We start from the raw sequence: 25,707 nt of genomic DNA, 5'->3' as shown, positions 1-25,707 counted from the left end.
CATGGCTGCCCGACTTCAGGGCGAAAGTCGTATTTGCTGCCGCTGTCCGCCACTACCGGCGGCCCCGGCCGGCCGCCGGAGCCGTCCGGCGCCTGAAGGAGAGCCATGCGACACATCAGATCCTGCAGCCTGGCAGCGGTTGCGGCAGCGGTCGTCACGGGTGTGACGGGCGGCCCGGCAGCGGCCACCGGCCCCGGACCGGCACAGGTGGCCTGCAGCACGACGGCACTGACCACGGCCATCGCCACCGCGTCGAGCGGAGCGACACTCTCACTCGCCCGCAACTGCGCCTACCACCTGACGTCCGCCTTCGCCGGGGGCGACGGTCTGCCGCCCGTCACCCGGAACCTCACGATCCAGGGCAACGGCTCGACGATCGTCCGGGACGGGGCGACGGCCGGGACCTTCCGCATCTTCCACGTCACCCCGACCGGCAACCTCCGCCTGGAAGACCTCACCGTCCGCGGCGGCAACGCCCCCGGAGACGGCGGCGGAGTCCTCGTCGACGGCGGCGGCAGGCTCACCCTCTACCGGGTCGACGTCGTCGACAACACCGCCACGGCCTCGGGCGGTGGCGTGGCGGTGGCGGCGAACGCCACGGCGGTCGTCAGAACCAGCTGGGTGGCGTTCAACAACGCCCGGGACGGTGGCGGGCTGCACACCCTGGGCGCCCTGAGCGTGGAGGACTCGGAGTTGGCCCGCAACCACGCCAGGGGCTTCGGCGGCGCGATCGACCAGGCCGGCGGTGGCTCCTTCGTCCGCAACAGCGTGATCAGGCGCAACACCTCGGCCGCGGCCGGCGGCGGCGTCGCCATCACCGGCGGCACGGCGGAGATCACCGACAGCAAGATCACGAACAACACGAACACCGGAACCGCGGGCGGAGGCGTCGAGAACCGCGCGCGCCTGACTCTGGTGCGGACCGAGGTCAGCGGCAACGTCGTCGGTGGCTCGGCGGGCGTCGGCGGGGGCATCCACAACGCCACGGTGAACGGCGTCCTCGCACTCCGGGACAGCCAGGTCATCGGGAACGGTGCGAACGGCGACGGCGCGTCCCGGGGCGGTGGCATCTACAACGCGGGTGGCCAGGTCACACTCGACGACAGCACCGTCCGCGGCAACGCCTCCACGGTGGCCCCGGGCGGGATCTGGACCGACACCCAGTTCACGGTCGCGAACTCCAAGATCATCTTCAACATCCCGACCAACTGCACGGGGAGCCCGGTGGTGGTGCCGGGCTGCGTGGGCTGACCCGGGACACCGGGGGAGGGGTGGGGCGGGGGCCTTTGCGCGGAGGGGGCCCTTTGCGCGGAGGGGGCTTGGCGTTGGGGCCTTGTGCGGATTGGGCCGGGGCGGCTGGGCGGCCTGGGATCCTCGCGACACCCAACCGCCTTGGAGGGCCTAACCGCCTTGGACGTCCTGGGCGTTCGCCGTGATCACCGGGTTCGCGGCGGCCCCTGCCGCGGGCTCGGCCTCGGGTCCGGCGGCGACCACCGCTTGCGGCCCGGCGGCGACTTCGGGCCCGGCTGCGGCCACGGGCACCGCGACGGCCAGCACTACGGCCTCGCCGTCGGCTCGGACTCCGGTCTCGCCGTCGGCTGCGGCCTGGCCGTCGGCTTCGGCCACGGGTGCGGCTGTGCCTGCGGCTGTGCCTGTGCCTGCGGCTGCGGCTGCGGCCGGCACCCCGGTGTCGCCGCCGGCTCCGGCTCCGGCTTCCGAGTCGGTGAGGTTCCGCATGAGGACGCCGTAGCCCAGCCCCGCCACGGTCCCCACGGCCGCGCACAGCGCCCACAGCCACCGGGCGCCGAACCGGTCGATGACCGCGCCGGACATCAGCGGGGCGACCAGGGCGGCGACGGACCACGACAACGTGTACATGCCCTGGTAGCGCCCGCGTCCGTGGACCGGCGACAGCCGGACGACGAGACCGGTCTGGGTGGGCGCGTTGACGATCTCGGCCAGGGTCCACACGCACACGGTGAGGACGAAGACGCCGACCGACCCGGCGAAGGCGGTGAGTCCGAAGCCGTACCCGGCGAGGAGCGAGGAGGCGATGAGCAGGGCGCGCGGATCGCGGTGCTCGATGAACCGGGTGACGGGGATCTGCAGGGCGACGATCAGGACGCCGTTGACGGCGATGGCGAGTCCGTAGTCGGCGGGCGAGAACCCGGCGCGGCCCATCGCCACCGGAAGCCCGACCGACCCCTGCTGGAAGACGAGGGCGACGAGGAAGGACAGCCCGACGACGGCCATGTACCGGCCGTCGCGCAGCACGGTCCCGAGGCTGACGGGATCCTCCGTTCCCTTGGTGTCCGCGGCGGCCGGCCGGGACTCGGGCACCTTGACGAAGACGATCAGCGCGCAGGCCAGGGTCATGCCGGCCTCGATGAGGAACCCGGAGAGGTAGCTGAACTCGGCGATGAAGCCGGCGGCCGCGGACGAGACGGCGAACCCGAGGTTGATGGCCCAGTAGTTCAGGGAGAAGGCGCGGACGCGGTCCTCGGGGCGGACGATGTCGGCCATCATCGCCTGCACGGCCGGCCGGGAGGCGTTGGAGGCCATGCCGACGAGGAAGGCGACACCGGCGATGGCGACCGGGGCGGTCATGAAGCCGAGGAGCGCCACGGAGGCGGCGGTCGAGGTCTGGGCGATCAGCAGGGTCGGCCGCCGGCCCAGCCGGTCGGCCATCACCCCGCCGCCCAGCGAGGAGACGACTCCGCCGAGGCCGTGCAGAGAGGCGACGAGACCGGCGTACGAGGCCGAATAGCCGCGGTCCAGGGTGAGATAGAGGGCCATGAAGGTGGCCACGAAGGCGCCGAGCCGGTTGACGAGGGTGCTGGTCCACAGCCACCAGAACTCGCGGGGGAGTCCGGAGACGGTTTCCCGGGCGGCGCGTCTCAACGTGGCTGACGGCATCGAAGGTCCCCCATAGCTGTAAGCGTCTCGTGCGGCTGTCACAACTTACAAAGGTGGGCCGCCGAGACGCTAGTCGATTAGCGGGAGACGTCAATCGGGGCCGGGCCGCCGTACGCCCCCGGGCGAGCCGCGCCCCCGGAACGCTTAGGTAGGCTCGACGCCATGGCCGACGCACCGTACAAGCTGATCCTCCTCCGCCACGGCGAGAGCGAGTGGAACGCGAAGAACCTGTTCACCGGCTGGGTGGACGTCAACCTGAACGAGAAGGGCGAGAAGGAGGCAGTCCGCGGTGGCGAGCTCCTGAAGGACGCCGATCTCCTCCCCGACGTGGTCCACACGTCGCTCCAGAAGCGCGCGATCCGTACCGCGCAGCTCGGGCTGGAGGCCGCCGACCGCCACTGGATCCCGGTCCACCGCAGCTGGCGCCTGAACGAGCGCCACTACGGCGCCCTCCAGGGCAAGGACAAGGCGGCGACACTCGCTGAGTTCGGCGAGGAGCAGTTCATGCTCTGGCGCCGCTCCTACGACACCCCGCCGCCTCCGCTGTCGGACGACTCCGAGTTCTCCCAGGCGCACGACGCCCGGTACGCGACGATCCCGCCGGAGCTGCGTCCGAGGACGGAGTGCCTGAAGGACGTCGTCCAGCGCATGCTGCCGTACTGGTACGACGCGATCGTCCCCGACCTGCTGACCGGCCGCACGGTCCTGGTCGCGGCCCACGGCAACAGCCTGCGCGCCCTCGTCAAGCACCTCGACGGCATCTCCGACGCCGACATCGCGGGCCTGAACATCCCGACGGGCATCCCGCTCTACTACGAGCTCGACGCCGACTTCAAGCCGATCACCCCCGGCGGCAAGTACCTCGACCCCGAGGCGGCAGCGGCGGCGATCGAGGCGGTCAAGAACCAGGGCAAGAAGAAGTAGCTTTCGTGATCATGCCCCTGATCTGCGCTTTCGGTGCGGATCAGGGGCATTTTCACGGCCTGGGCCCTCTACGGGGCCTCGAATGCTGTCCGGTGTGTCAGCAGGAGCCGCCGTTGACGCCGTCGATCCGACCACCGAAGTCCGCCCCATAGGCGCGTCGCCAGTCGCCGTTGTGGACCTGCCGGGTCTCTTTGGGATCCCAGTCGATGAAGCATGCGTCCGTGCTCGCCACGAACGAGCCCACGTTGTCGTGCAGTGCCGGGGGTAGGTCGCGGTAGCCGCTGCTGGCGGTCCATTCCCAACTGGAGCCGTGGTAGTCGCTGCCGGAAAAGAAGCAGACCGAGCCACTCGGGCAGGCGGGGGGCCCCTGCCGGCCGGGCTGTGCTGCTCCGGCGCTCGCGTTGGGAAGGACAACGGCTGCCACGGCCATGACTGCTGCGGACGACCAAACACGCAGGCGCACGTGCTGCTCTCCATTCGTGCGGATGGTCAAGGGACTGGAGAGTCTTCCGATGTCCAGATCCCCGTCATACCGCTCGATGGGTGACCCCAGCTGCGGCGCGGGGGCCAGCCGGTTGAGCACGTCACACTGCCATCCGTGCGGCGGCCGGCTGCGCGGGTGCGGCCTGTCGTCACCGTTCCGTCACAAGTAGTCGCGGCCCGGAACCCTGCCGCTCTCCCGCCCTGTCTGCACTCACGTACGGCGACCACGCGTACCGCGGGGCAACAAACGACGACCGAAACCCGCGGACGAGACAACTCAGGGGGACGACAGCATGCGTCACGGCAACGGCATTCGCAGGGCGGCTCTGGCGACGACGGCGGTCACGGCCGTCGCGGCGGCGGTGACCGGCATCCTGCCCGGCACCGCCATGGCGGCGAGCACCACCACCTCCACCCCGCCGCCCGCCTGCCCGGCCTCCGCCCTCCAGGTCAGCGCCTGGCAGGCCGTCCACCGGCCCGTCGGGACCGGGACCGGGGCGGCGGTCGTGCAGTTCACCAACGTCTCCCGCAGGACGTGCGTCCTGAAGGGCCATCCGACGGTCGCGGGCGCCGGCAACGGCTCCCCCTCCCACAACACCCCGCTCAAGGTCACCCCCACCGGCAGGGCGGCCACCGTGAAGGTCCGGCCGCACGGCAAGGCGTGGGTGAAGCTGACCTTCGTCCAGGTCCAGGGCGAGGGCGACGGCTACTGCGTGTCGGGCAAGAAGCCGGTGACGTATCCGACGATGGTCGTCGGGCTGCCGCACTCCGGGAAGCACCAGGTCGCCCTGGACGACGGCGTGTGGGCCGAGTGCGACAACAAGGTGACCGTCACCCCGGTCTCGGCGGTCAAGCCTTCCTGACCCCCCGCCCCCACGAACCGAGCAGCCTGCATGACGATCGCGAGGCTCAGGGCAAGAAGTAGTAAGCGGCGCTGACCAAGTCCCCTGCCTGCGGGTTCTCCGTCGGCAGGGGACTTTTTGCCGTGCTCCCGCCGTGGTCGAGGACCACGGCGGGAGCTTGGCTCACCGGAATCTCGCTGCGCCGGAGACTCGGTCCGGTCAGCCGTTCGGTGAACCCGGTGAAGCCGCGCCGGCGAGCGAGGACGCGGCCTCCGTACACGGCTTTGCGCGTTCCGTGCGCGATCGGATTCTCATCGCCACGCCCCATAAGGCCCAGGTCGGACCGGTTGTGCCCGTCCGTTCGGGCCGGCGCCGGCCAATGCTCGGGCGGACAGGGCGACCGGGATGCGCGTAGGTAGGCGCATACTAAGGACGATGACAAAGCCTGCCGCGCCGAAGCGCCACTTGCCAACCAGCCCCTTCAAGGCCCCGGTCACGGCTGCTCCCAAGCAGTTCGCCGTGGGCGACAAGGTCACGCACGACATGTACGGCATGGGCCGAGTGATCGGTATCGAGGAGGGAATCGCCGCGCTGGTCGATTTCGGCTCCGCGCAGATACGGATTCTGAGCCCTTACGCCAAGATGACCAAGCTGTAGACCGCTGTGCCCGGTCACGGCACACCAGGCCCCCTCGGGGGCCTGTACGGAAAGAGGAACCTCCCATCGATCTGACCTCGTTGTTCTCCGCCCCGGAGGGGCAGCCCCGCTCCTCCGCCGCGGTATCGCCGCCTCCGGTGACGAACCCCTTCCAGGCCCCGGACTTCGGGGAGGACGAGACTTTCTCGTTCGAGGACGCACAGGGGCCCGCGTCGGGCACGCGTGCGGCGCGTCCCGAGGCCGCATAGCCACGGGTGCGGCCCGTGCCGTCGCCGGTCGGCGACGGCGGGGTGGATCCACCGGCGGTGAGGGTGGATACACCATGAGAACGGGCTGTATCTGAAATATCGGAAAAGCAGGGGCCGGCATGTCCGGCGGTGTCACTGTGAGGCGTGACATCGTCATCTCTCGTGCCGTTTTTCGGCGTTGTGCTGGGCGGCCTCGTATCGACATCGACCCAGTACTTCTTAGGACGCGCGTCCGAGCGCGTCGAAGTGCGGCGCAGCGCCCGTGAACGGGCCGAGGCGCGCCGCAACGAACGCGTCACCCACCTCGTCGCCTTCCTGGTCGCCGTGCAGGAGGCCGAACGGATCGCCGTGGAGCGGCACCACCACGGTCAGACCGACGAGCAGTGGCAGGCCCGGGCGAAGCAGTCCGTCGACCGGATGTGGGTCACGCAGAAGACGATCCACATGCTGTGCGCGCCCGAGGTGAACGGGGCGGCCCGCGATCTGGCCTACGCCGTCCAGAACGTGATCAGGAAGGGCCCCGAGGACCCGGGTGAGCCGCGCGACGAGAAGGTCTGGGCGTCCATACGCCCCAGCCGCAGGACATTCCTCGACGTCGTACGCGACCACCTGAGGTAAGCGGCGGCCTGCCGCCGGCGGCCGGGGACCAGGCCACCGTCCGGGACCAGGCACCGTCCGGCACGAGGCCACGGTCCGGGTCCAGGCCACCGCCCGGCACCAAGCCCACCGTCCGGCACCAGGCACCGCCCGGCACCAGGCACCGCCCGGCACCAGGCACCGGGCGGCGGCCGGAACTCGCGGTGGGACGCGGTACTTGCTTTGTTCAGGGCTGGGAACTCGTTCAAACAGAAATGTTCGGCTCTTATGAGCCGGACGGGATCCTGGTGGATCACGTCTGTCGATCGTGCGCCGCGACGGGGGTGCTGACCATGCCGCCCGACGAGTCCCAGTCGGCCGCCGGTGACAGCCGTCCGCCCGCCGGTGACAGCCGTCCGCCCCACGCGGAGATGCGACTGCGGGTCGGCGAGACGTTGGCCGCCGCCGCACGAGGGGCCGGCGACGATCCCCAGCGCGTCCCGGGTGCGCTGTGCGAGGCCTGCGTACGGCTGCTGCCGATCACCGGTTCCTCGGTGTCGCTCTCCGGTGGCAAGGGCGTCCGCATCACCTGGTGTTCCAGTGACCGGGTCGCGGCGCGGCTGGCCGAACTGCAGTACACCGTGGGCGACGGCCCCGGCCAGACCGCCCTCGAACAGGGCTCCCCGGTCATCGCCGCCGACCTCACCCAGGGCTTCGACGTCCGCCGCTGGCCGATCTTCGCGTACGAGGCCGTCGCGCTCGGGGCCCGTGCCGTGTTCTCCCTGCCGCTCGGCGTCAGCGGCGCCGCGATCGGCACCCTCGACCTCTACAGCGAGCGCGTGGGCGGACTGACGAAGCAGGATCTGCGGACCGCGCTGTGGGTGCGCGACGCGGTCACCTGCGCACTGATGAGCTTCCAGGCCGCCGCCCCCGCCTACGCGGAGGACGACGGGGAGGGCGAGGCGGCGCCCTGGGTGACGGCGTCGGAGGCCGATCACACCGAGGTCTACCAGGCGGTCGGCATGGTGATGGTGCAGCTGGACGTGGATCCCGAGCAGGCACTGGACCTGCTGCGGGGCCGCGCCTACGCCGACGGCCGTACGGTCAGCCAGCTGGCCCGCCAGGTCCTGGCCCGGAAAACCCGGTTCCGCCCGGAGCCGGACAATGCGGACGGATCCGGCGATCTCGGCGGCGACGGCCGCGTTGCCGGCGGCCGTCGTACCGATGAGGAGGGTGCGGACACCGGCGGTGGCGGGTGGCACTTCGGTGAGAACGGGCGTGACGGGGATGCCGAGGGAAGGGAAGGTGAACGCTGATGGGCCGTGAACGGCAGCCGGCGGAGGCGCTCGTCGGCCTGGCCGGGTCCCTCGCCGACGACATCGACCGGTGTCCTCGTGGAGCGCCCAGGCCGCCCTCGTCCCCAGGGAGGTGGTCGACAAGGCCACCGGGACGAAGAGACGCCGGGACGATGCGCCCCGGCCCCGGCGCGACCCGCCCGACCACACCGAAGGGCCGGTGCACTTGTGGTTCGCACCGGCCCCTCGGCGGGCTGTCGTGACGTCAGCCGACGAACGGTCGCGCCGTCAGCCGCACTGGCAGGGATTGCCCGACTGGCATCCGCAGCCGCAGCCCGAGCCGCAGCCGCACGCGCCGAACAGCGGAAGGTTCCTGATCTGGGCGGGCTGCTCGGTCTCGCGCTCCTGCGTGGGGTCGGGTGTGGTGCCGGGGGATTCGGCCATGGGTCCCTCCTAGACGCTGGGGCAGGGATGCCCTCGCCCATTTCATGCCCGCTCTGCTGGGCGCATCAACGGCGCACGGAGGCGTCCCCGCGCCCCAGCCGGCGACCCGCGAGCCCGCCGCGGTGCCGTCCGCCGGCCCCCCTGGCGGCCCGCGAGCCGAACCGTGGTGCCGTCCGCGAGCCCCCGGCGGCGCGCGAGCCGAACCGTGGTGCCGTCCGCGAGCCCACCGAGGTGGCGCCCGCGAGCAGCCGAGCCCCCGGCGGGGTTACGCGCCCTCGACGCCCTTCACCGGGTGGATGTCCGCCTGGAGTTCGTCCGCGTGCTCGCCCGTGACCAGGAAGACGACGCGCTTGGCGACGGCCACGGCGTGGTCGGCGTACCGCTCGTAGTAGCGGCCGAGCAGGGTGACGTCGACCGCGGTCTCGATGCCGTGCTTCCAGCGGTCGTCGATCAGGTGCTGGAAGAGCGTGCGGTGCAGCAGGTCCATGTCGTCGTCGTCCTGCTCCAGCTGGAGCGCGAGGTCGACGTCCTTCGTGATGATCACCTCGGCCGCCTTGGCCATCAGGCGCTGGGCGAGCTGGCCCATCTCCAGGATGGTGGCGTGCAGGTCCTGCGGGACCGCACGCGTCGGGAAGCGCAGCCGGGCCAGCTTCGCCACGTGCTGGGCGAGGTCACCGGACCGCTCCAGGTCGGCGGACATGCGCAGCGAGGTGACGACGATACGGAGGTCCGTCGCCACCGGCTGCTGGCGGGCGAGCAGGGCTATCGCCCGGGCCTCCAGGTCGTGCTGGAGTTCGTCGACCTTCTGGTCCGCCTCGATGACGCTCTCGGCGAGCTTGAGATCGGCGTCGAGGATCGCGGTCGTGGCGCGCCCGATCGCCGACCCGACCAGCCGGGCCATCTCCACCAGTCCGTCGCCGATCGAGTCCAGTTCCTCGTGGTACGCGTCCCGCATCAGGGTTCCCTCTCGTACGTGTGCTTCGGGGAGTAAGGGGGTCGTGACACCTCGCGCCCGCCTCCGTGGCCGGATATCGCGGGGCGCGGACCCCACGTTCCCCCCACGCTCCCACGGTCTGCCCCGTACGCGTCCGTTTCTGCCACCGCAAATGAACCACCACTGGCTCCAAGGTGAACTCTGGGCGACGAGTGTTCGAGGTCGCACCCGGACGGGTGTAGCCATGTCGTAGCCCATGCCTAACCTTGAGGCATGGACGTGAACGCGGCGGTCGCCGCAGCGGCAGCGATCGCCGGGGTACTGACCGGCGTCATCGCCATGCTGGCGTTCCGCTGGAGCGAACGCGACCAGAAGCGACCCACCAGGACTTCCTTGCACACCGATCCCGTACTCCCGCCCGGCGTGGACACCGTGTTGTCCGTGCTCCGTTCCTCGGCCGTCGTCCTCGACGAGGCCGACGCCGTGGTCAAGGCCAGCTCGGCCGCCTACGCCCTCGGGCTGGTCCGCGGCGGCAAACTCGCCGTGGAGCCGATGCTCCAGATGACCCGGGACACCAGACGGGACGGCGAGATACGCCAGGTCGAGCTGGACCTGCCCCGGCGCGGCACCGGACGGGGCGAAGCCCTCGCCGTCTCCGCACGCGTGGCCCCGCTCGGTTCCCGCCTGGTCCTGCTGCTGGTCGAGGACCTGACCGAGGCCCGCCGTATCGAGGCCGTACGACGCGACTTCGTGGCCAATGTGAGCCACGAGCTGAAGACGCCGGTCGGCGCGCTCTCCCTGCTGTCCGAGGCCGTCATGGACGCCTCGGACGACCCCGAGGCCGTCCAGCGCTTCGCGGGCCGCATGCAGATCGAGGCGACCCGGCTGACCAACCTGGTCCAGGAGCTGATCGACCTCTCCCGGGTCCAGAACGACGATCCCCTCGAGGACGCCGAGCCCGTCCGGGTGGACGAGCTGGTCGCCGAGGCCATCGACCGCTGCCGCCACCAGGCGGGCGCCAAGCAGATCACCATGGCCGCCGGTGGTGCGGCGGATCTGCACGTCTGGGGCAACCGGGGCCAGCTGGCCGCCGCCCTCGGCAACCTCGTCGAGAACGCCGTGAACTACTCCCCGGCCCGCACCCGCGTCGGCATAGCCGCCCGCCATGTCACCGCACCCGGCGGCGACGTGATCGAACTCGCCGTCACGGACCAGGGCATCGGCATCTCGGAGAAGGACAAGGAGCGCGTCTTCGAGCGCTTCTACCGCGTCGATCCGGCCCGCTCCCGGGCCACCGGTGGCACCGGTCTGGGTCTCGCGATCGTCAAGCACGTGGTCGCCTCGCACGGCGGGGAGGTCACGGTGTGGAGCGCCGAAGGCCAGGGCTCCACCTTCACTCTCAGGCTGCCGGAGGCGGGCGCGGCCCGCGACCGCGCGCAGCAGCACCCCGACCTCGACGACGAGGCCGGCACCACCGAGTCATCCCCGTACGAACCGCTTCCCGCCCCGGAGGTCCTTCCGTGACCCGAGTGCTCGTCGTCGAGGACGAGGAGTCCTTCTCCGACGCCCTGTCGTACATGCTCCGCAAGGAGGGCTTCGAGGTCGCCGTCGCGGCCACCGGCCCCGACGGACTCGACGAGTTCGAGCGCAACGGCGCCGACCTCGTCCTCCTCGACCTGATGCTGCCGGGGCTGCCCGGCACCGAGGTGTGCCGCCAGCTGCGCGGCCGCTCGAACGTCCCCGTGATCATGGTGACCGCGAAGGACAGCGAGATCGACAAGGTGGTCGGTCTCGAAATAGGAGCCGACGACTACGTCACCAAGCCCTTCTCCTCCCGCGAGCTGGTCGCCCGTATCCGCGCGGTGCTGCGCCGCCGCGGCGAGCCGGAGGAGGTCACGCCTGCCGCGCTGGAGGCGGGTCCGGTCCGCATGGACGTCGACCGGCACGTGGTGACGGTGTCCGGCTCGAAGGTCGACCTGCCGCTGAAGGAGTTCGACCTGCTGGAGATGCTCCTGCGCAACGCGGGCCGCGTCCTGACCCGGATGCAGCTCATCGACCGGGTCTGGGGCGCCGACTACGTGGGCGACACCAAGACCCTCGACGTCCACGTCAAGCGGCTGCGCGCCAAGATCGAGCCGGACCCGGGCGCGCCCCGCTACCTGGTGACGGTCCGCGGCCTGGGCTACAAGTTCGAGCCGTAGGCCGCCCCGGCCCGTCGCGTGGGCCGGGTGCCCGGTCCAGGACGCGGGCCGCGTGGGCGTCCGGTGACGCGGGACGTGCGTTCCGGTTCATGACGAAGGGCGGCACCCCGGCCGGGGTGCCGCCCTTCGTCATGAACCGGGCGGATCAGTGGCCGGAGGCCGACTGCGAGGCCGAGTCGCTCGGGGTGACCCCGGTCTCGGGGGAGCCCGACGCCGTGGTGCCGGACGACGGGGACGTCTTGCCGCCCTTCTCCGGCTTGCCGCTGCCCGAGGCGCCCGGGGCTCCGGACGCCGAGGCGGAGGCGGACGCCGAGGCGGACGGGATGTCGCTCGGGCCCCACTTGTCGAAGTAGCTGGTGGCCGGCACCACGAAGGCGCTCAGGTCCACCGCACCGGTCTTGCTGAAGGTGAAGGTGACCTTCTGGACGTTGCCGTCCTGGACGGCCTCCCGGCCGCCCGGGATCTCGGCCGAGGCGTTGTCCTTGCCCCCGAGGACCAGGGACCCGTGGGCCGGGACGGTCAGGCTCTGGCCCTTGGCGGGGGTCAGCTTCACGGCCTGGCTGGCGCCCGCGACGGTGACCGACTGGAGGGTCTGGTCCGAGTCGCCCGAGTTGAACAGGGTCGCGGAGATCACCGCCGGACCCGTGGCCTTCAGATCCGGCTGGGTGATCACCAGGGCGTTCTGGATCTTGATGTCGCCGACGCTGGTCGCCGCGTTGTCCGGCTTGATCTCCAGGGTCTGAGCGTTGTTGCCGGCGCCACAGGCGGCGAGCGAGGCGATCGAGAAGACGATGGCGGAGGCGGCGAGGGCGCCGCGTCGAAGGCTGCTGCTCACGGCGGCGGCAACTCCTTGAACGCGCGGGCGGCTCTCTTATAAAGCCACCCTAAGTGTCTGTCAGCGGCCTTAGGTTACCGAGCCGTTCCCGGACGACCGCACCCGACCCTCCCCCAAGCACCGGCCTTCCCTCCAGGTGGGGGTACCCCACGCGCCACAAGTGACTCGGCAGTCACATTGCGCGGCGCCCGTCCGGCATTCGGAAAACGCCCCGACGGCATCTCGCGAGGCGCTCCTCAAGGCCTCCTCTACGTCCCCTTCAAGGCTCTCCGGCACCCGCGCAACACACCCCGCCGCATCGTCCGCAACCGCGCCCTCTACCCGCCCGCGAAATTTCCGTGAAGGAATGCGCGGCCGCTCCGGATATTGATCACGGAGCAACCCGCCGACTCCCGTTGATCAATTTTGGATTCGGCTCACATCCACCTACGGTCACCGAACGGAGTAGCGGAAGTCGTACGCTTGGAACCAGACATATCGGGATGTTCCCCCACTTGGGGTCGGCCTGCGAGCTGTGTGACGTAGGTGTTTCACCTTGCCCGAAGAGCCCCTCCGACCTGCGAATACCCGCTTCCGCAGGCCGCGCGCAGCACGTTCCGGTTGCTGTTGTCAAGCCCCGAGATATGCCCTGACCTGCGAAAACGCCATTCAGAAGACGCCGTATCCGTGTTACCCTGGATAGCCACGGAAGGGGTACCTGTCACATGACGTTCAAGGTTGGCGACACCGTGGTCTATCCCCATCACGGGGCCGCGCTGATCGAGGCTATCGAAACTCGCCAGATCAAAGGCGTGGACAAGACCTACTTGGTGCTGAAGGTCGCCCAGGGTGACCTGACGGTACGTGTGCCAGCGGACAATGCGGAGTTCGTCGGCGTGCGTGATGTGGTCGGTCAGGACGGGCTGGACCGGGTCTTCGAGGTGCTGCGCGCACCGTATGCAGAGGAGCCCACGAACTGGTCCCGTCGTTACAAGGCAAACCTGGAGAAGCTCGCCTCCGGCGATGTCATCAAGGTCGCGGAAGTCGTGCGTGACCTGTGGCGTCGTGAGCGCGAGCGCGGACTCTCCGCCGGTGAGAAGCGCATGCTCGCCAAGGCCCGCCAGATCCTGGTGAGCGAGCTGGCCCTCGCGGAGAACACGAACGAGGACAAGGCCGAGGCCCTGCTCGACGAGGTGCTCGCCTCCTGACGCGCGGCGCGGCGGCGGATCCTCCGCACGCAGCGCGCTCAGCACACTGAAATGCCGCGGTGCCCGATGACGACCCTGTCGCCGGGCGCTGCGGCATGTTCGTCCCCGAAGCAGCTGCCGCCGGCTCCGGTGACCCGCCGGGCACCCGCGGGCGGAGCCTGCCGCACACCTCGGAGGACGCCCCCCGATACTTGTCGTGCCGGGCCCGGGCGGATGGCTCGACCAGGGTCACGGAAGGGTCCGGTCAGGGCCTGGCGCCCGGCACTCCTCCAGGCCATACCCACCTGGGTCGAGCACACAAACCTGACAGGAACCGATGTCTGACGAATCGCGCCCTTCACCCGCGCAGACCCCCGTTGCCGCCGTGATTCCCGCCGCCGGCCGCGGCGTACGCCTCGGTCCGGGCGCCCCCAAGGCGCTGCGCGCGCTGAACGGCACGCCCATGCTCATCCACGCGGTCCGCGCGCTGGCCGCCTCCCGCCATGTCTCCCTGGTGATCGTCGTGGCACCGCCGGACGGCGCCGCCGAGGTCAGGTCCCTGCTCGACGCGCACGCCCTGCCCGAGCGCACCGACTTCGCGGTGGTGCCCGGCGGGGAGTCCCGCCAGGAGTCGGTCCGGCTCGGCCTGGCCGCCCTGCCCCCCGAGTACGGCGTGGTCCTGGTCCATGACGCGGCCCGCCCGCTCGTCCCGGTCGACACGGTCGACGCGGTCATCGAGGCCGTACGCGACGGCGCCCCCGCCGTCGTCCCCGCCCTCCCGCTCGCCGACACCGTCAAGGAGGTCGAGCCCGCGACCGGCCCCGGCCGGCCCGAGCCGGTCGTCGCCACCCCCGAGCGCGCCCGGCTGCGCGCGGTGCAGACACCCCAGGGCTTCGAGCGGGCGACCCTGGTCCGCGCCCACGAGAGCGTCACCGGGAACGTCACCGACGACGCGAGCATGGTGGAGCAGCTGGGGCTGACGGTCGTGGCCGTGCCCGGTCACGAGGAGGCCTTCAAGGTCACCCGCCCGCTCGACCTGGTCCTCGCCGAGGCGGTCCTGGCCCGCAGGAGGCTCAACGATGGCTTCTGAGGCACCCCTGCTTCCCCAGGTCGGCATCGGCACCGACATCCACGCCTTCGACGAGGGCCGCGAGCTGTGGTGCGCGGGCCTGAAGTGGGAGGGCGAGGGGCCGGGGCTGGCCGGCCACTCCGACGCGGACGTCGTCGCGCACGCCGCCTGCAACGCCCTCTTCTCCGCCGCCGGGCTCGGCGACCTGGGGCAGCACTTCGGCACCGGGCGGCCCGAGTGGTCCGGCGCCGCCGGGATCACCCTGCTCACCGAGGCCGCGCGCATCGTCCGCGAGGCCGGGTTCACCATCGGCAACGTCGCCGTCCAGGTGGTCGGCCCCCGCCCGAAGATCGGCAAGCGCCGGGCGGAGGCCCAGAAGCTCCTCTCCGAGGCGGCCGGCGCCCCGGTGTCGGTCTCGGGCGCGACCACGGACGGGCTCGGTTTCCCGGGCCGCGACGAGGGTCTGATGGCGGTGGCCACCGCGCTGGTGGTCCGAACGGGCTGACGACGCCGGCCGGGGTGTCCTGCCGTGCGGGTGAGCGGAGAGCGTGCGAGGGTACCCGCACAGTCACCGCCGACCGAGATCGCATGGAGGTACCCGTGTCCGCAGCCCTGTCCGACCAGCTCAAGTCGGTGCTCGACGGAAAGGTGTTCATCGTCGTGGGCACCGTCCAGCCCGACGGCAGCCCGCAGATGTCCCCGGTCTGGGTGAAGCGGGACGGCGACGACGTCCTCTTCTCCACGACGGCCGGCCGCCGCAAGGAACGCAACCTGCGGCGCGACCCGCGGGTGACGGTCCTCGTCATGAACCCCGAGCAGCCCTACGAGTACGCGGAGATCCGCGGCGTCGCCGAGCTGACGACGGAGGGCGGGCAGGCCCTCATCGACGAGCTGAGCGTCAAGTACACGGGCAAGAAGTACGCCGACTTCAACCCGGCCTCCGCGCAGGACGCCGAGCGGGTGGTCGTACGGATCCGCCCGCGCAAGGTCGTCGGGAGCCTGTGACCGCGGCTTTGCGGGGAAGGGGCGTGAGGCAGTGCCCGGCGCCCACTACCCTGGTGGCGTGACTATTCGCCTGTACGACACCAACGCCCGGCAGATCCGTGACTTCACCCCGCTCAAGCCGGGCTGCGTCTCGATCTACCTCTGTGGTGCCACCGTGCAGGCGGCACCCCACATCGGGCATGTGCGCTCGTACCTCAACTTCGACATCATGCGCCGCTGGTTCCAGTACCGCGGCCACGAGGTCACGTTCATCCGCAACGTCACCGACATCGACGACAAGATCATCGCCAAGGCCCACGAGCAGAACCGGCCCTGGTGGTCGATCGGTTACGAGAACGAGCGCGCCTTCAACGACGGCTACGCCGCCCTCGGCTGCCTCCCGCCGACCTACGAGCCCCGCGCGACCGGCCACATCACCGAGATGATCGAGATGATGCAGGTCCTCATCGAGCGCGGGCACGCCTACGCCGCCGACGGCAACGTCTACTTCGACGTCCGCTCCTTCCCGCGGTACCTGGAGCTGTCCCGGCAGGAGCTGGACAACCTGCTCCAGCCGTCCGGCGAGGGCGAGACGGGCAAGCGGGACCCGCGCGACTTCGCCCTGTGGAAGTCCGCCAAGCCCGGCGAGCCGACCTGGCCGACCCCGTGGGGCCCGGGCCGCCCCGGCTGGCACCTCGAGTGCTCCGCCATGGCCCACAAGTACCTGGGCAGCGCCTTCGACATCCACGGCGGCGGCCTCGACCTGATCTTCCCGCACCACGAGAACGAGATCGCCCAGGCCAAGGCCTACGGTGACGACTTCGCCCAGTACTGGGTGCACAACGCCTGGGTCACCATGGCCGGCGACAAGATGTCCAAGTCGCTCGGCAACAGCGTCCTGGTCGGCGAGATGGTCAAGCAGTGGCGCCCGATCGTGCTGCGCTACTACCTGGGCACCCCGCACTACCGCTCGATGATCGAGTACAGCGAGGAGTCCCTGCGCGAGGCCGAGTCCGCGTTCGCGCGGATCGAGGGCTTCGTGCAGCGCGTGGTGGAGAAGGCCGGCGGGGTCGTCGAGCCCGCCGCCGAGGTCCCGCCCGCCTTCGCCGAGGCCATGGACGACGACATGGGCGTGCCGCAGGCACTCGCCGTCGTGCACACCACGGTCCGGCAGGGCAACAGCGCGCTGGCCGCCGACGACAAGGAGGCGGCCGTGGCCCGGCTCGCCGAGGTGCGGGCCATGCTCGGCGTCCTCGGTCTCGACCCGCTCGACCCGCACTGGGCCGGCGAGGCGGACCGGGGGGAGGACCTGCACGGCGTGGTCGACAGCCTCGTACGGCTCGTCCTGGACCAGCGCGAGGCCGCCCGCGGCCGCAAGGACTGGGCCACCGCCGACGCCATCCGCGACCAGCTCAACCAGTCGGGCCTCACCATCGAGGACGGCCCGCAGGGCCCGCGCTGGAGCCTCGGCCCACGCTGAGCCGTCCGACGATCCGATGATCGATTGTGCCGCCCGGCCCTCCGGGCGGCACACTGCATAGACGTACGCATCCGCACGCACCACAGAGACAGGTAGGTCATGGCCGCGAACAACCGTCGCATGTCCGGCAAGAAGGGCGCGCAGGTCGGCAGTGGCGGCCAGCGGCGCAAGGGTCTGGAGGGCAAGGGACCGACCCCGCCTGCCGAGATGCGCAAGGGCCACAAGAAGAACCGCGTCGCCAACGCCAAGGCGAAGCAGGCCGTGCGCCGCCCCGCGCCCCGGGGCCGCGGCGGCAAGTCCTCCTCCGAGCTGGTCGTCGGCCGCAACCCGGTCGTCGAGGCGCTGCGCGAGGGCGTCCCCGCCTCGACCCTCTACGTCCAGCAGTTCATCGACAACGACGAGCGCGTCCGCGAGGCCCTCCAGCTCGTCGCCGACCGCGGCGGCATGAACCTCATGGAGGCCCCGCGCCCCGAACTGGACCGCATGACCAACGGCCTGAACCACCAGGGTCTGGTCCTGCAGGTCCCGCCGTACGAGTACGCGCACCCCGAGGACCTGACCGCGGCCGCCTACGACGAGGGCGCGGACCCGCTGATCGTCGCCCTGGACGGCGTCACCGACCCGCGCAACCTCGGTGCCGTCGTCCGCTCGGTCTCCGCCTTCGGCGGCCACGGCGTGGTCGTCCCGGAACGCCGCTCGGCGGGCATGACCGCCGGCGCCTGGAAGACCTCGGCCGGCGCGGCCGCCCGCACCCCGGTCGCCCGCGCCACCAACCTCACCCGCGTCCTGGAGGCCTACAAGAAGGCCGGCATCACGGTCGTCGGCCTGGCGGCGGACGGCGAGGCCGAAGTGGGCGAGCTGGCGGCGCTGGACGGTCCGGTCGTCATCGTCGTCGGCAGCGAGGGCAAGGGCCTGTCCCGCCTGGTGGGCGAGACGTGCGACCACCGCGTCCGCATCCCGATGCCGGGCGGCGCCGAGTCGCTGAACGCCGGTGTGGCGGCGGGCATCGTGCTGTACGAGGCGGCGCGTCGGCGGGCCTGAACGCCCGTCCGGTGCCTCACCCGTGCGGGGTGAATCAGGTGCTCGTCCGGTGGCAGAGGCGGCTTTGACGCGGTCCGGACACATCCGGGCGGTCAAAGCAGTGTCCTAACTCCACGTCACTCGGTTAGATGAGTGTGGACACCAGAACACCCCGCACACCCACGGGGGACCGCTCGTCGGGATTCGACGACGCTCCCGCGCTGAGCATGGTGAAGGTGCCGAGCGATCCGGCGCAGGTCATCGTCAATCACGCCAGCTTCCGCGTGCAGCTGGGCGCGTCGGCGAAGCGCAGCCAATCCCCGCGGATCGCCCGGCACCTGAGCGCCACCCAGGACACCGCCCGCGTATCCGCCGCGGGCGCCGCCGGCCGGTCCGCCGCCGCGGCCGGACGCCGCCGCCCCGTCGTGTGGAGCGGCAAGTCCGCCCCCGACGACACCGGCGCCCACCGGCTCCTCCAGGCCGTGCGGGGCAGCAGCGTCCGCCACGCCGAGGAGCCCGAGGTGGGGGCCACTCAGGTCATCCCACGTGTCGGGACCGGTTACGCGGACGCCTACGCCGCACTCGACCAGACCGTCGAGACCCCCCTCGTCGGCCATCAGCGCACCGCCCCCGACGCCGACGGCACCCGACTGCTCCCGCACATGCGTACGGTGAGCGGCGCCTACGACGAACCGCCTTACGAGGGCGACGACTTCGAGCCGTACGACGCCTACGCGGAGCCGTCCGGCAGCGGCAGCGACACCCCGCACTCCGCCAGACGCCACGGCGACGACCCGGCCCGGCACGCGTACTACCCAGGCCGCCGGATGAACCTCGGCGTCGTCCTGCTCCCGCTGCGGGTCTTCCTCGGCTTCATCTCCGCCTACGCAGGCATGGGCAAGCTGTGCGACCCCGTCTACTTCGACGGCGGCAAGCGCGGCTCCATGGTCACGTGGCTCAACACCCTGCACCCGTGGGACGTGGCCGAGCCGCTGCGCCAGTTCGCCCTGCACCACCCGGTCGGGTCCGGCCTGGTCATCGCCTTCCTCCAGGTGGTGGTCGGCGTTCTGACCATGCTCGGCTGCTGGCAGCGCGTGGCCGCGGTGGTGGGCGTGCTGCTCTCGGCGGCCCTCATCGTCACCGTCAGCTGGAAGACGGTCCCGGCCTACGACGCCCCCGACATCATCTACCTCGCCGCCTGGTCCCCGCTGATCATCGCCGGCGCCCCCGTGTACTCCATCGACGGCCGCCTCGCGGGCAGCGCCTGGCGGCGCCTCGGTCCCCGCTCCGACATCTGGGAGCTGCGCCGCTTCGTCCTGCGCCGCGGCGCGCTGATCACCGCCGTCACCGTCGGCCTGACCCTGCTCACCGGCTCCCTGCTGGGCGGCGCGGTCCGCGACTCCAGCCGGGTCGTCGTCCCCGGCCCCGGTGAGGCCCCGCGCAACAACCTCCCCGGTGCCCCGCTCCCGCAGGAACCGGGCAAGCGGCACCAGCGGACCCCGGCCGCCTCCACGTCGCCGACCGGCGGCGCCACGGCCGGCGCGAGCCCCTCCGGCGCGGCGACCACCCCGGGCGCCACCCGTACCGCCGGCGGTACGACGACCACCCCGAGCCAGCCCCAGGGCACCACGGGACGGACCCCGACCCGCCCGACCTTCCCGGGTGGCGGCGTCCCGAGCACGACGGCCGGGCCGACCAGCACGGGCGGCACCAGCACCGGCGGCTCGACGACGGGCGGCGGCAGCACGTCCACGGGCGGCACCAGCTCCTCCTCGACGGGCCAGCCGGGCCTGGTGGGCGGCCTGCTGGGCTGACGCCCCGAGAAGCCGGGAAGGGGCCCCGTACCCGTGTCGGTACGGGGCCCCTTCCCGGCGCGACCGTTGCGCGAGGGGCATACAGCGCCCCAGCGCGTCAGCGGCCGGGCCGAGCGGGTCAGCGGGCCGAGCGGGTCAGCGGCCGGGCCGAGCAGGACAGCGGCCGGGCCGAGCAGGACAGCGGGCCGAGCGGGTCAGCGGCCCAGCGCCGCCAGTTCCTTGGCCGCCTCGGTGAGGTCCTTCGCCGTGTCGATGGCCCGCCAGTACGCCCCCTGCGGAAGGGGGAAACCGGCGAGCTTCTTCTCCCGGGCCAGCCGCGGGAACGTCGTCCGCTCGTGATCTCCGCGCTCCGGCAGCAGCTCGGAGAACCCCGGCGAGAACACGTACACGCCCGCGTTGATCTCGAACGTCGACGGCGGTGCCTCGATGAAGTCGGTGATGTGCCCGAACCCGTCGGTCTTCACCGCGCCCCAGGGGATGCGCGGACGGGCCAGCGCCAGGGTCGCCACGGCGTCCCGCTCGGCGTGGAAGTCGGCCATGTCCCGCAGCGAGAAGCGGGTCCAGATGTCGCCGTTGGTGGCGTACCAGGGGCCGCCCGGGTCGGGCAGACGGGCGGCGGCGTACTTGAGGCCACCGCCGCGGCCGAGGGGCTCGGTCTCCACGACGGTGGTGACGGAGACGGGCAGGTCGGCCGAGTCCAGCCACTTCTCCAGGACCTCGGCGAGGTGGCCGCAGGAGACCACGACGTCCGTCACGCCCTCCTCGGCGAGCCAGGTCAGCTGGTGGCCGATGATCGGGGTGCCCGTGCCGGGGATCTCCACCATCGGCTTGGGCCGGTCGTCGGTGTACGGACGCAGCCGGGAGCCCTGGCCACCGGCCAGGACCACGGCTTGAGTGGGGCGCGACGCGGCGTTCGGATGGGTCATGCCCGCACTGTACGTGGCGCCCCACCGCCGGTCGTCCCCGACGGCGTGCTCGCCGCCGGAGGAGCCGTCACCACCGCCACGGCCGGTGCCCGCCCGGGAAGGAGCGGGCACCGGCGGAGCGTGGGCTCGGGTGTGTGCGGAGCAGCTCAGGTGTGTGCGGACCGGGGCTCAGGTGTGTGCGGCCAGCACGCCCGAGGCGAAGGCCGTGTCGCACACCGGCCGGGCGTAGGACTGGGCGCGCGGGGCGCCGTAGATGCGCACCGCGGCCTTGCCGAGGGCACGGGCGATGGAGGAGCAGTGCCGGGCCAGCGACGGGTGTCCGTTGACGGCCTGCTGGAGGTGGGTGAGGACCACCCCCGGGCTCTTCTCCTGCAGCTCGTCCATCAGCTGGTCGCGGAGCACGTCCTGCGGGGCGCGGGAGACCGACCTGGAGGAGACCTCCGCCGGGGAGACGTCCGAGGCGGCCAGCACCGAGCTGGAGGAGCTCCCCGTCCAGTTGACCCGGGTGACCGCGAGGGTTCCGGAGAGCACCAGGACGACGGGCAGGACGAGGGCGAGAGTGCGGCCGATACGGCGGGCAGGGCCGCCCCGGTGGCCGCGTCGCGTCTGAGGGTTGGTGGAGTGCTTCACGCGTGTGAGGGTAGCGCGGGGTGATGATTTGGCGACATTTAGTCACCCCTTCGGGGGATGAGATGGCGCCTCTTTCTGGGTAGAGGGTTGACGCGCACCGCCCGAAATGATCCCTGTGCCGGGGTATACGGCCACAGCGAAAGGGGCCCCGCGGCGTTCCGCGGGGCCCCTTTCGTCGACTTCGGCGCCGAAGCGCAGCTCGGACCGGCCGGCCCGGCCCGGTCAGTCGGTGAGCCGCTCGCCGGTGGACGTCGAGAAGACGTGGATCTCGCCCGGCCGCGGCACCACGTGCAGCGTGGAGCCCTTGTCCGGCACCTGGCGCCCGTTCACGCGGACGACCAGGTCCTTGACCTCGCCGCCGACCTCGGCGGCGCCGTAGACGTAACCGTCGGCGCCCAGCTCCTCGACGACGTTCACGGAGACGGCCAGACCGGCCGGGGCGTCGGCGGTGTCCTTGGACAGGGAGGCGGCGACGGTGCCGTTGTGCTCGACCACGTCGAAGTGCTCGGGCCGCACGCCGACGGTCACCGTGCGGTCGCCCCGGTCGGCGGCGGCCGCCAGCGCGTCCCGGTTCACCGGCACCACGCTGTTGCCGAACTTCACTCCGCCGTCGGTGATCGGCACCTCGACCAGGTTCATGGCGGGGGAGCCGATGAAGCCGGCGACGAAGAGGTTCGCGGGCTTGTCGTACATGTTCCGCGGCGAGTCGACCTGCTGGAGCAGGCCGTCCTTCAGGACCGCCACCCGGTCGCCCATCGTCATGGCCTCGACCTGGTCGTGGGTGACGTAGACGGTGGTGATGCCGAGGCGGCGCTGGAGCGACGCGATCTGCGTACGGGTGCTCACGCGCAGCTTGGCGTCGAGGTTGGACAGCGGCTCGTCCATGAGGAACACCTGCGGCTCACGGACGATGGCGCGGCCCATCGCGACACGCTGGCGCTGACCGCCGGAGAGCGCCTTGGGCTTGCGGTCCAGGTACTCGGTGAGGTCGAGGATCTTGGCGGCCTCCTCGACCTTCTGCCGGATCTCCGCCTTGTTGACGCCGGCGATCTTGAGCGCGAAGCCCATGTTGTCGGCGACCGTCATGTGCGGGTAGAGGGCGTAGTTCTGGAACACCATGGCGATGTCCCGGTCCTTGGGCGGCAGGTGCGTGACGTCGCGGTCGCCGATGCGGATGGCGCCGCCGTTGACGTCCTCCAGGCCCGCGAGCATCCGCAGGGAGGTGGACTTGCCGCAGCCCGACGGTCCGACCAGGACGAGGAACTCGCCGTCCTCGATCGCGATGTCGAGGCCGTCGACGGCGGGCTTGGTGGAACCCGGGTAGATCCGGGTCGCCTTGTCGAACGTGACAGTGGCCATGGTGATGGGCCCCCTTCTACCGGCAGGAACGTGCCGGACGATCCGTTGTAGGAAGGTGGTTGGTGTAGTCCACATGAGCGAACTGGATCGAGACGGTACCTGCCGTTCACTCGCTCTGTCAGCACCTGGGCCCATGTGAACTTCGCCGAAATTCTCGACAAGGCCCTGCCGGGACGTGGGTACACTGCCTACGCACCCACGCGCCGCGCGCTCGTGCAGGCCTCCTTAGCTCAGCTGGTCAGAGCACCGCTCTTGTAAAGCGAAGGTCGTCGGTTCGAATCCGACAGGGGGCTCCATTCCCACCAGGGACAACGCCTCCGCGATCTTGGATCGCGGAGGCATTGACGGTAGTTCGTGACGGCGGTCCCGCCTAGCGGCGTCGCTTGAGCAGGCGGTCCATGTGTCCTATGGCCTCGCGGCGGTCACCGTCGCTGACGTGCGTGTAGACGTTCATCGTCACCGCGATGTGCGAGTGACCCAGGATCTCCATCACGGTCCGGGGCGCGACCCCGGCCGCGAACAGCAGCGAGGCGCAGCCGTGCCGTGCCGGGTGTCGAGCAAGCGAATCTGCGGCAGGCCGGCGGCGGCCGCGATCCGGGTCCAGGCCTAGTCGGGGGCGGGCCGCGGGTTCCGGCCCGGCGAGCGTTGTGCGGGACCTCGTTCCTGCAGCACAGGTATCCAGTGGAGTACCTCGTGCCCGGGACAGGCGCTCACGCGGAGCGAACCCACGGGTCAGATCAGGGGCGCGGACGGGACGCCGGTACCCCTGGAGGGGCCGGGAGAAGAAGTGAAGGGACCGGCGCACGGCCGCATTGTCAAGTCCCGACTTCCCGGGCCATGCCCCCCGCCCAGGACGCGGGGCCTAATGGAGACATGGAGGACGGCACGAACGCGGACCCGCCGACTGCCTCATCCGAACTCCCCTACCCACTCTTAAGGAGCCCTTCTCATGGCCATAATCAACACCCGACGCCTCGCCCCCCTGCTGATTGTCACCACACTCGTTACTGGAGGCATCTCCCTCATTACCACCTCCGCCTTCGCCGCCGCCACTGCCACCGGCGTCCCCACCGACAGCGACGACCCTGGCTTTGGCATTCTCAATGCCTACAGTAAGCACGGGGATAGCAAAAGATTTACCCACCGTACGACCCGTGTGCTCCCTGGCCTGGCGGTGTCGTGACGCCGGGAGGGAAGGACTGCAACCCCGACGGCCATGAGCTGCGCGGGCTCGGTGTCCTCGAGAGTCGAGCCAAACACGCGCGCCGAGGCCCCATCATCACCTACAAGCCTGTCAACGGTGGTAACGGCCGCTCCGACGGGGCCAGGGGCGGTGACACCCAGATCGGTGGCAACGGCAACTCCGGCCAGGCCAGGGGCGGTGACACCCAGATCGGTGGCAACGGCAACTCCGACGAGGCTCGGGGCGGCGACACTCAGCCCCCCAGCGGACAGACCAACGTCGACTACGGCATCTGGACCAACCCCAACCCCGGACCCGTCGTCAACTGAACGCCGCAACCTCTGAGTCGAGTGCGTTATGTCGCCGCAGGCGAGGCCGGCCGCCGGCCCAGGAAACTGGGCCGGCGGTTCCACGCGCGTGGGGGCGCTCGGCCAAAAGGCCGAGCGCCCAGGCCCTCCGCGACGTTCCTGGGGGATGCGCGCTGTGCGCTAACAATCAGCTCGGGTCCGCTCCGCGCAGACTGCCGCGTCTGGGTCGCACCTTTTGATTGCGACGGCAAGACGGGAACTTGTTGAATAGGAAAGCGATGCTCGGAATGCCGCAAACCTGCCCTGGCGAGGCGCCTATAAGCAGAAACATCAGACCCGCGGGGCCCAAAAATGAAACTCCAATACATTGCAGCGGCCACGCTCCTTCTGGCCCCACTCCCATTCGTCTTCGCAGACCTATAACTTGCGTCAACGAAACCATGAAATCGGGTCCTCGGACGGAGCCAGTCCGGCCCTGGAAGTGCTCGACGACGCGCGCAACGGCCATGCACATCCTCATACTGCGGAACGCTTCTGCCCACAGCTCAGGTGGCCTGGCCGGATGGCTACGCGGTGAACAGAAAGATCTTGTCAAGCGAAGGTCGTCGGTTCGAATCCGACAGGGGGCTCTTCCAGCCCAGGTGGGATCCAGTCCCACCTGGGCTTTTTCACGGGTCGGGCGGTGAGCGGCCCCCGTCACCGGGGATGTCGATCACGAGCCGGACGGCACCGGCGTGCGTGAATCGGGTCATGCGAATCGAGCGGGCCCTGACCGGGGTGTGGGCGTACGTCCGGAGTGCTCCGGGCACGTACGTGTGGCTGGGCGTCCTGTTCGTCACGACCGTGGCCCTGCATCACATGTCGCCGGAGTTCGAGCAGCACTTCCTGCGGCGGCGCTCGACCAACATCCATGAGCTGTCGCGGACGCCGGTGCGGGTGCTGCTGGCGAGTGCCATGTGGATCGCCGGCGGGCACTGGGTGCCGTACGCCCTGCTGTACACGGTGGTCCACGCGCCGGCCGAGCGCTGGCTGGGCACGGCGCGCTGGCTGGCGGTGTGCGCGCTGGCGCACGTGCTGGCCTCGGTGATCAGCGAGGCGGTGCTGCTGAAGGCGATCCGGGACGGTGTGGCCCCGTACTCGGCGGTCAACACCCTGGACATCGGGGTGAGTTACGCGCTGGCCGGGGTGGTGGGGGTGCTCGCCTACCGGATCTCGGTGCCGTGGCGGTACGGGTATCTGCCGGCGGTGCTGGTCTGTTTCGGGCTGCCGCTGGCCGCCGGGCCGACGTTCACCGACGTCGGTCACTTCGCCGCGGTGCTGGTCGGGCTGGGGTGTCGTCCGCTGGTCAGGGGCCGGGGAAAAGCATGGAATCCGAAGGAGACACCGGCCGGTATCAGGGGTTAACGTCCGGGC

The 25,707-nt window shown here is 71.0% G+C and carries 26 protein-coding genes, 1 tRNA gene and 1 pseudogene; 19 read left to right on the top strand and 9 right to left on the bottom strand.

What is annotated here, in order from left to right; genetic code table 11:
* The first annotated feature begins 105 nt into the window (after positions 1-105).
* Complete coding sequence (locus ACGFT2_RS11385) at positions 106-1,251, top strand: hypothetical protein (protein WP_393276069.1); 1,146 nt, start codon at positions 106-108, stop codon at positions 1,249-1,251.
* Between the two features lie 150 nt (positions 1,252-1,401).
* Here ACGFT2_RS11385 and ACGFT2_RS11380 read toward each other — a convergent pair whose 3' ends face one another.
* Positions 1,402-2,916, bottom strand: a complete 1,515-nt coding sequence (locus tag ACGFT2_RS11380; RefSeq protein WP_393276067.1) for an MDR family MFS transporter — start codon at positions 2,914-2,916, stop codon at positions 1,402-1,404.
* 162 nt (positions 2,917-3,078) lie between these two features.
* On the opposite strand from ACGFT2_RS11380, the gene ACGFT2_RS11375 reads away from it, so the two are divergent.
* Entirely contained in the window at positions 3,079-3,840 is a 762-nt protein-coding gene (locus ACGFT2_RS11375) for a phosphoglyceromutase (RefSeq protein WP_393276065.1), read from the top strand.
* 97 nt (positions 3,841-3,937) lie between these two features.
* On the opposite strand, the gene ACGFT2_RS11370 is transcribed toward ACGFT2_RS11375, so the two are convergent.
* On the bottom strand, positions 3,938-4,270 hold the full coding sequence (locus ACGFT2_RS11370; protein WP_393276342.1) for a peptidase inhibitor family I36 protein: 333 nt from the start codon (positions 4,268-4,270) through the stop codon (positions 3,938-3,940).
* Positions 4,271-4,616: 346 nt separating this feature from the next.
* On the opposite strand from ACGFT2_RS11370, the gene ACGFT2_RS11365 reads away from it, so the two are divergent.
* The 4 genes from ACGFT2_RS11365 (at position 4,617) to ACGFT2_RS11350 (ending at position 7,962) form a co-directional block, all read left to right on the top strand.
* The gene (locus ACGFT2_RS11365) at positions 4,617-5,186 is read left to right on the top strand and encodes a DUF4232 domain-containing protein (protein ID WP_393276063.1); all 570 of its coding nucleotides are present in this window, start codon (positions 4,617-4,619) and stop codon (positions 5,184-5,186) included.
* 414 nt (positions 5,187-5,600) lie between these two features.
* Complete coding sequence (locus ACGFT2_RS11360) at positions 5,601-5,822, top strand: CarD family transcriptional regulator (RefSeq protein ID WP_393276060.1); 222 nt, start codon at positions 5,601-5,603, stop codon at positions 5,820-5,822.
* A 410-nt stretch (positions 5,823-6,232) separates the two neighbouring features.
* A complete protein-coding gene (locus ACGFT2_RS11355) occupies positions 6,233-6,688 on the top strand; it encodes a hypothetical protein (protein WP_393276058.1) in 456 nt (151 codons plus the stop codon).
* A gap of 311 nt (positions 6,689-6,999) precedes the next feature.
* On the top strand, positions 7,000-7,962 hold the full coding sequence (locus ACGFT2_RS11350; RefSeq protein WP_393276055.1) for a GAF and ANTAR domain-containing protein: 963 nt from the start codon (positions 7,000-7,002) through the stop codon (positions 7,960-7,962).
* Between the two features lie 267 nt (positions 7,963-8,229).
* Here the strand turns inward: ACGFT2_RS11350 and ACGFT2_RS11345 are convergent, their stop codons facing one another.
* The gene (locus ACGFT2_RS11345) at positions 8,230-8,385 is read right to left on the bottom strand and encodes a hypothetical protein (protein ID WP_393276052.1); all 156 of its coding nucleotides are present in this window, start codon (positions 8,383-8,385) and stop codon (positions 8,230-8,232) included.
* Positions 8,386-8,650: 265 nt separating this feature from the next.
* Positions 8,651-9,340 carry a phosphate signaling complex protein PhoU gene (gene phoU / locus ACGFT2_RS11340; protein ID WP_393276049.1) on the bottom strand — a complete coding sequence of 230 codons (690 nt, stop codon included), beginning with the start codon at positions 9,338-9,340 and terminating at the stop codon, positions 8,651-8,653.
* Between the two features lie 252 nt (positions 9,341-9,592).
* Here phoU and ACGFT2_RS11335 point away from each other — a divergent pair, with 252 nt between their 5' ends.
* Together ACGFT2_RS11335 and ACGFT2_RS11330 are read left to right on the top strand one after the other, a co-directional pair.
* Entirely contained in the window at positions 9,593-10,843 is a 1,251-nt protein-coding gene (locus tag ACGFT2_RS11335) for a sensor histidine kinase (protein WP_393276046.1), read from the top strand.
* Entirely contained in the window at positions 10,840-11,520 is a 681-nt protein-coding gene (locus ACGFT2_RS11330; RefSeq protein WP_010358452.1) for a response regulator transcription factor, read from the top strand. The genes ACGFT2_RS11335 and ACGFT2_RS11330 overlap by 4 nt, the downstream gene beginning before the upstream one ends.
* A gap of 145 nt (positions 11,521-11,665) precedes the next feature.
* Here ACGFT2_RS11330 and ACGFT2_RS11325 read toward each other — a convergent pair whose 3' ends face one another.
* A complete protein-coding gene (locus tag ACGFT2_RS11325; RefSeq protein ID WP_393276044.1) occupies positions 11,666-12,355 on the bottom strand; it encodes a DUF461 domain-containing protein in 690 nt (229 codons plus the stop codon).
* 704 nt (positions 12,356-13,059) lie between these two features.
* Here ACGFT2_RS11325 and ACGFT2_RS11320 point away from each other — a divergent pair.
* The 7 genes from ACGFT2_RS11320 to ACGFT2_RS11290 all read left to right on the top strand — a co-directional run bounded on the left by ACGFT2_RS11320 (position 13,060) and on the right by ACGFT2_RS11290 (position 19,888).
* Positions 13,060-13,542 carry a CarD family transcriptional regulator gene (locus ACGFT2_RS11320; protein ID WP_003953493.1) on the top strand — a complete coding sequence of 161 codons (483 nt, stop codon included), beginning with the start codon at positions 13,060-13,062 and terminating at the stop codon, positions 13,540-13,542.
* Positions 13,543-13,858: 316 nt separating this feature from the next.
* Complete coding sequence (gene ispD, locus ACGFT2_RS11315) at positions 13,859-14,611, top strand: 2-C-methyl-D-erythritol 4-phosphate cytidylyltransferase (protein ID WP_393276042.1); 753 nt, start codon at positions 13,859-13,861, stop codon at positions 14,609-14,611.
* Positions 14,601-15,095 carry a 2-C-methyl-D-erythritol 2,4-cyclodiphosphate synthase gene (gene ispF, locus ACGFT2_RS11310; protein ID WP_393276040.1) on the top strand — a complete coding sequence of 165 codons (495 nt, stop codon included), beginning with the start codon at positions 14,601-14,603 and terminating at the stop codon, positions 15,093-15,095. Before ispD ends, ispF begins: the two co-directional genes overlap by 11 nt.
* A gap of 95 nt (positions 15,096-15,190) precedes the next feature.
* Entirely contained in the window at positions 15,191-15,595 is a 405-nt protein-coding gene (locus ACGFT2_RS11305; protein ID WP_393276037.1) for a PPOX class F420-dependent oxidoreductase, read from the top strand.
* Positions 15,596-15,653: 58 nt separating this feature from the next.
* The gene (gene cysS, locus ACGFT2_RS11300; RefSeq protein WP_393276034.1) at positions 15,654-17,054 is read left to right on the top strand and encodes a cysteine--tRNA ligase; all 1,401 of its coding nucleotides are present in this window, start codon (positions 15,654-15,656) and stop codon (positions 17,052-17,054) included.
* A gap of 99 nt (positions 17,055-17,153) precedes the next feature.
* The gene (gene rlmB, locus ACGFT2_RS11295; protein WP_393276031.1) at positions 17,154-18,095 is read left to right on the top strand and encodes a 23S rRNA (guanosine(2251)-2'-O)-methyltransferase RlmB; all 942 of its coding nucleotides are present in this window, start codon (positions 17,154-17,156) and stop codon (positions 18,093-18,095) included.
* Between the two features lie 128 nt (positions 18,096-18,223).
* Positions 18,224-19,888 (top strand): DoxX family protein, encoded by a 1,665-nt coding sequence (locus ACGFT2_RS11290; RefSeq protein WP_393276028.1) that lies wholly within the window; start codon positions 18,224-18,226, stop codon positions 19,886-19,888.
* Between the two features lie 194 nt (positions 19,889-20,082).
* Here the strand turns inward: ACGFT2_RS11290 and ACGFT2_RS11285 are convergent, their stop codons facing one another.
* The 3 genes from ACGFT2_RS11285 to ACGFT2_RS11275 all read right to left on the bottom strand — a co-directional run bounded on the left by ACGFT2_RS11285 (position 20,083) and on the right by ACGFT2_RS11275 (position 22,803).
* Positions 20,083-20,814 carry an NDP-sugar synthase gene (locus ACGFT2_RS11285; RefSeq protein ID WP_393276026.1) on the bottom strand — a complete coding sequence of 244 codons (732 nt, stop codon included), beginning with the start codon at positions 20,812-20,814 and terminating at the stop codon, positions 20,083-20,085.
* A gap of 168 nt (positions 20,815-20,982) precedes the next feature.
* Entirely contained in the window at positions 20,983-21,444 is a 462-nt protein-coding gene (locus ACGFT2_RS11280; protein ID WP_393276023.1) for a hypothetical protein, read from the bottom strand.
* A gap of 222 nt (positions 21,445-21,666) precedes the next feature.
* Entirely contained in the window at positions 21,667-22,803 is a 1,137-nt protein-coding gene (locus ACGFT2_RS11275) for an ABC transporter ATP-binding protein (RefSeq protein ID WP_393276020.1), read from the bottom strand.
* A gap of 219 nt (positions 22,804-23,022) precedes the next feature.
* Here ACGFT2_RS11275 and ACGFT2_RS11270 point away from each other — a divergent pair.
* Positions 23,023-23,099: transfer RNA gene (locus ACGFT2_RS11270), tRNA-Thr, on the top strand.
* 74 nt (positions 23,100-23,173) lie between these two features.
* Here ACGFT2_RS11270 and ACGFT2_RS11265 read toward each other — a convergent pair.
* A pseudogene (locus ACGFT2_RS11265) lies at positions 23,174-23,409 on the bottom strand (tyrosine-type recombinase/integrase); the annotation flags it as partial.
* Between the two features lie 343 nt (positions 23,410-23,752).
* Between ACGFT2_RS11265 and ACGFT2_RS11260 the strand changes: the two are divergent.
* From ACGFT2_RS11260 to ACGFT2_RS11250, 3 genes are all read left to right on the top strand, one after another.
* Positions 23,753-23,986, top strand: coding sequence for a hypothetical protein (locus tag ACGFT2_RS11260; protein WP_393276017.1), 234 nt, complete (start codon positions 23,753-23,755; stop codon positions 23,984-23,986).
* Positions 23,983-24,315 (top strand): hypothetical protein, encoded by a 333-nt coding sequence (locus tag ACGFT2_RS11255; RefSeq protein ID WP_393276014.1) that lies wholly within the window; start codon positions 23,983-23,985, stop codon positions 24,313-24,315. Before ACGFT2_RS11260 ends, ACGFT2_RS11255 begins: the two co-directional genes overlap by 4 nt.
* A gap of 729 nt (positions 24,316-25,044) precedes the next feature.
* Positions 25,045-25,698: a rhomboid-like protein gene (locus tag ACGFT2_RS11250; protein ID WP_393276011.1), complete on the top strand. Its 654-nt coding sequence runs from the start codon at positions 25,045-25,047 to the stop codon at positions 25,696-25,698.
* Positions 25,699-25,707 lie beyond the last annotated feature (9 nt).

Source organism: Streptomyces sp. NPDC048514, from assembly GCF_043199955.1.
In the GTDB taxonomy this organism is placed as follows: domain Bacteria; phylum Actinomycetota; class Actinomycetes; order Streptomycetales; family Streptomycetaceae; genus Streptomyces.
The sequence above is the reverse complement of the archived record's forward strand: the minus strand, read 5'-3'. Positions and strand labels throughout refer to the sequence as shown.

Coding starts and splice junctions, on each gene's coding strand:
- ACGFT2_RS11385 (WP_393276069.1), top strand. CDS start 106: ATGCGACACATCAGATCCTGCAGCCTGGCAGCGGTTGCGGCAGCGGTC.
- ACGFT2_RS11380 (WP_393276067.1), bottom strand. CDS start 2,916: ATGCCGTCAGCCACGTTGAGACGCGCCGCCCGGGAAACCGTCTCCGGA.
- ACGFT2_RS11375 (WP_393276065.1), top strand. CDS start 3,079: ATGGCCGACGCACCGTACAAGCTGATCCTCCTCCGCCACGGCGAGAGC.
- ACGFT2_RS11370 (WP_393276342.1), bottom strand. CDS start 4,270: ATGGCCGTGGCAGCCGTTGTCCTTCCCAACGCGAGCGCCGGAGCAGCA.
- ACGFT2_RS11365 (WP_393276063.1), top strand. CDS start 4,617: ATGCGTCACGGCAACGGCATTCGCAGGGCGGCTCTGGCGACGACGGCG.
- ACGFT2_RS11360 (WP_393276060.1), top strand. CDS start 5,601: ATGACAAAGCCTGCCGCGCCGAAGCGCCACTTGCCAACCAGCCCCTTC.
- ACGFT2_RS11350 (WP_393276055.1), top strand. CDS start 7,000: ATGCCGCCCGACGAGTCCCAGTCGGCCGCCGGTGACAGCCGTCCGCCC.
- ACGFT2_RS11345 (WP_393276052.1), bottom strand. CDS start 8,385: ATGGCCGAATCCCCCGGCACCACACCCGACCCCACGCAGGAGCGCGAG.
- phoU (WP_393276049.1), bottom strand. CDS start 9,340: ATGCGGGACGCGTACCACGAGGAACTGGACTCGATCGGCGACGGACTG.
- ACGFT2_RS11335 (WP_393276046.1), top strand. CDS start 9,593: ATGGACGTGAACGCGGCGGTCGCCGCAGCGGCAGCGATCGCCGGGGTA.
- ACGFT2_RS11320 (WP_003953493.1), top strand. CDS start 13,060: ATGACGTTCAAGGTTGGCGACACCGTGGTCTATCCCCATCACGGGGCC.
- ispD (WP_393276042.1), top strand. CDS start 13,859: ATGTCTGACGAATCGCGCCCTTCACCCGCGCAGACCCCCGTTGCCGCC.
- ispF (WP_393276040.1), top strand. CDS start 14,601: ATGGCTTCTGAGGCACCCCTGCTTCCCCAGGTCGGCATCGGCACCGAC.
- rlmB (WP_393276031.1), top strand. CDS start 17,154: ATGGCCGCGAACAACCGTCGCATGTCCGGCAAGAAGGGCGCGCAGGTC.
- ACGFT2_RS11290 (WP_393276028.1), top strand. CDS start 18,224: ATGAGTGTGGACACCAGAACACCCCGCACACCCACGGGGGACCGCTCG.
- ACGFT2_RS11285 (WP_393276026.1), bottom strand. CDS start 20,814: ATGACCCATCCGAACGCCGCGTCGCGCCCCACTCAAGCCGTGGTCCTG.
- ACGFT2_RS11275 (WP_393276020.1), bottom strand. CDS start 22,803: ATGGCCACTGTCACGTTCGACAAGGCGACCCGGATCTACCCGGGTTCC.
- ACGFT2_RS11260 (WP_393276017.1), top strand. CDS start 23,753: ATGGCCATAATCAACACCCGACGCCTCGCCCCCCTGCTGATTGTCACC.
- ACGFT2_RS11250 (WP_393276011.1), top strand. CDS start 25,045: ATGCGAATCGAGCGGGCCCTGACCGGGGTGTGGGCGTACGTCCGGAGT.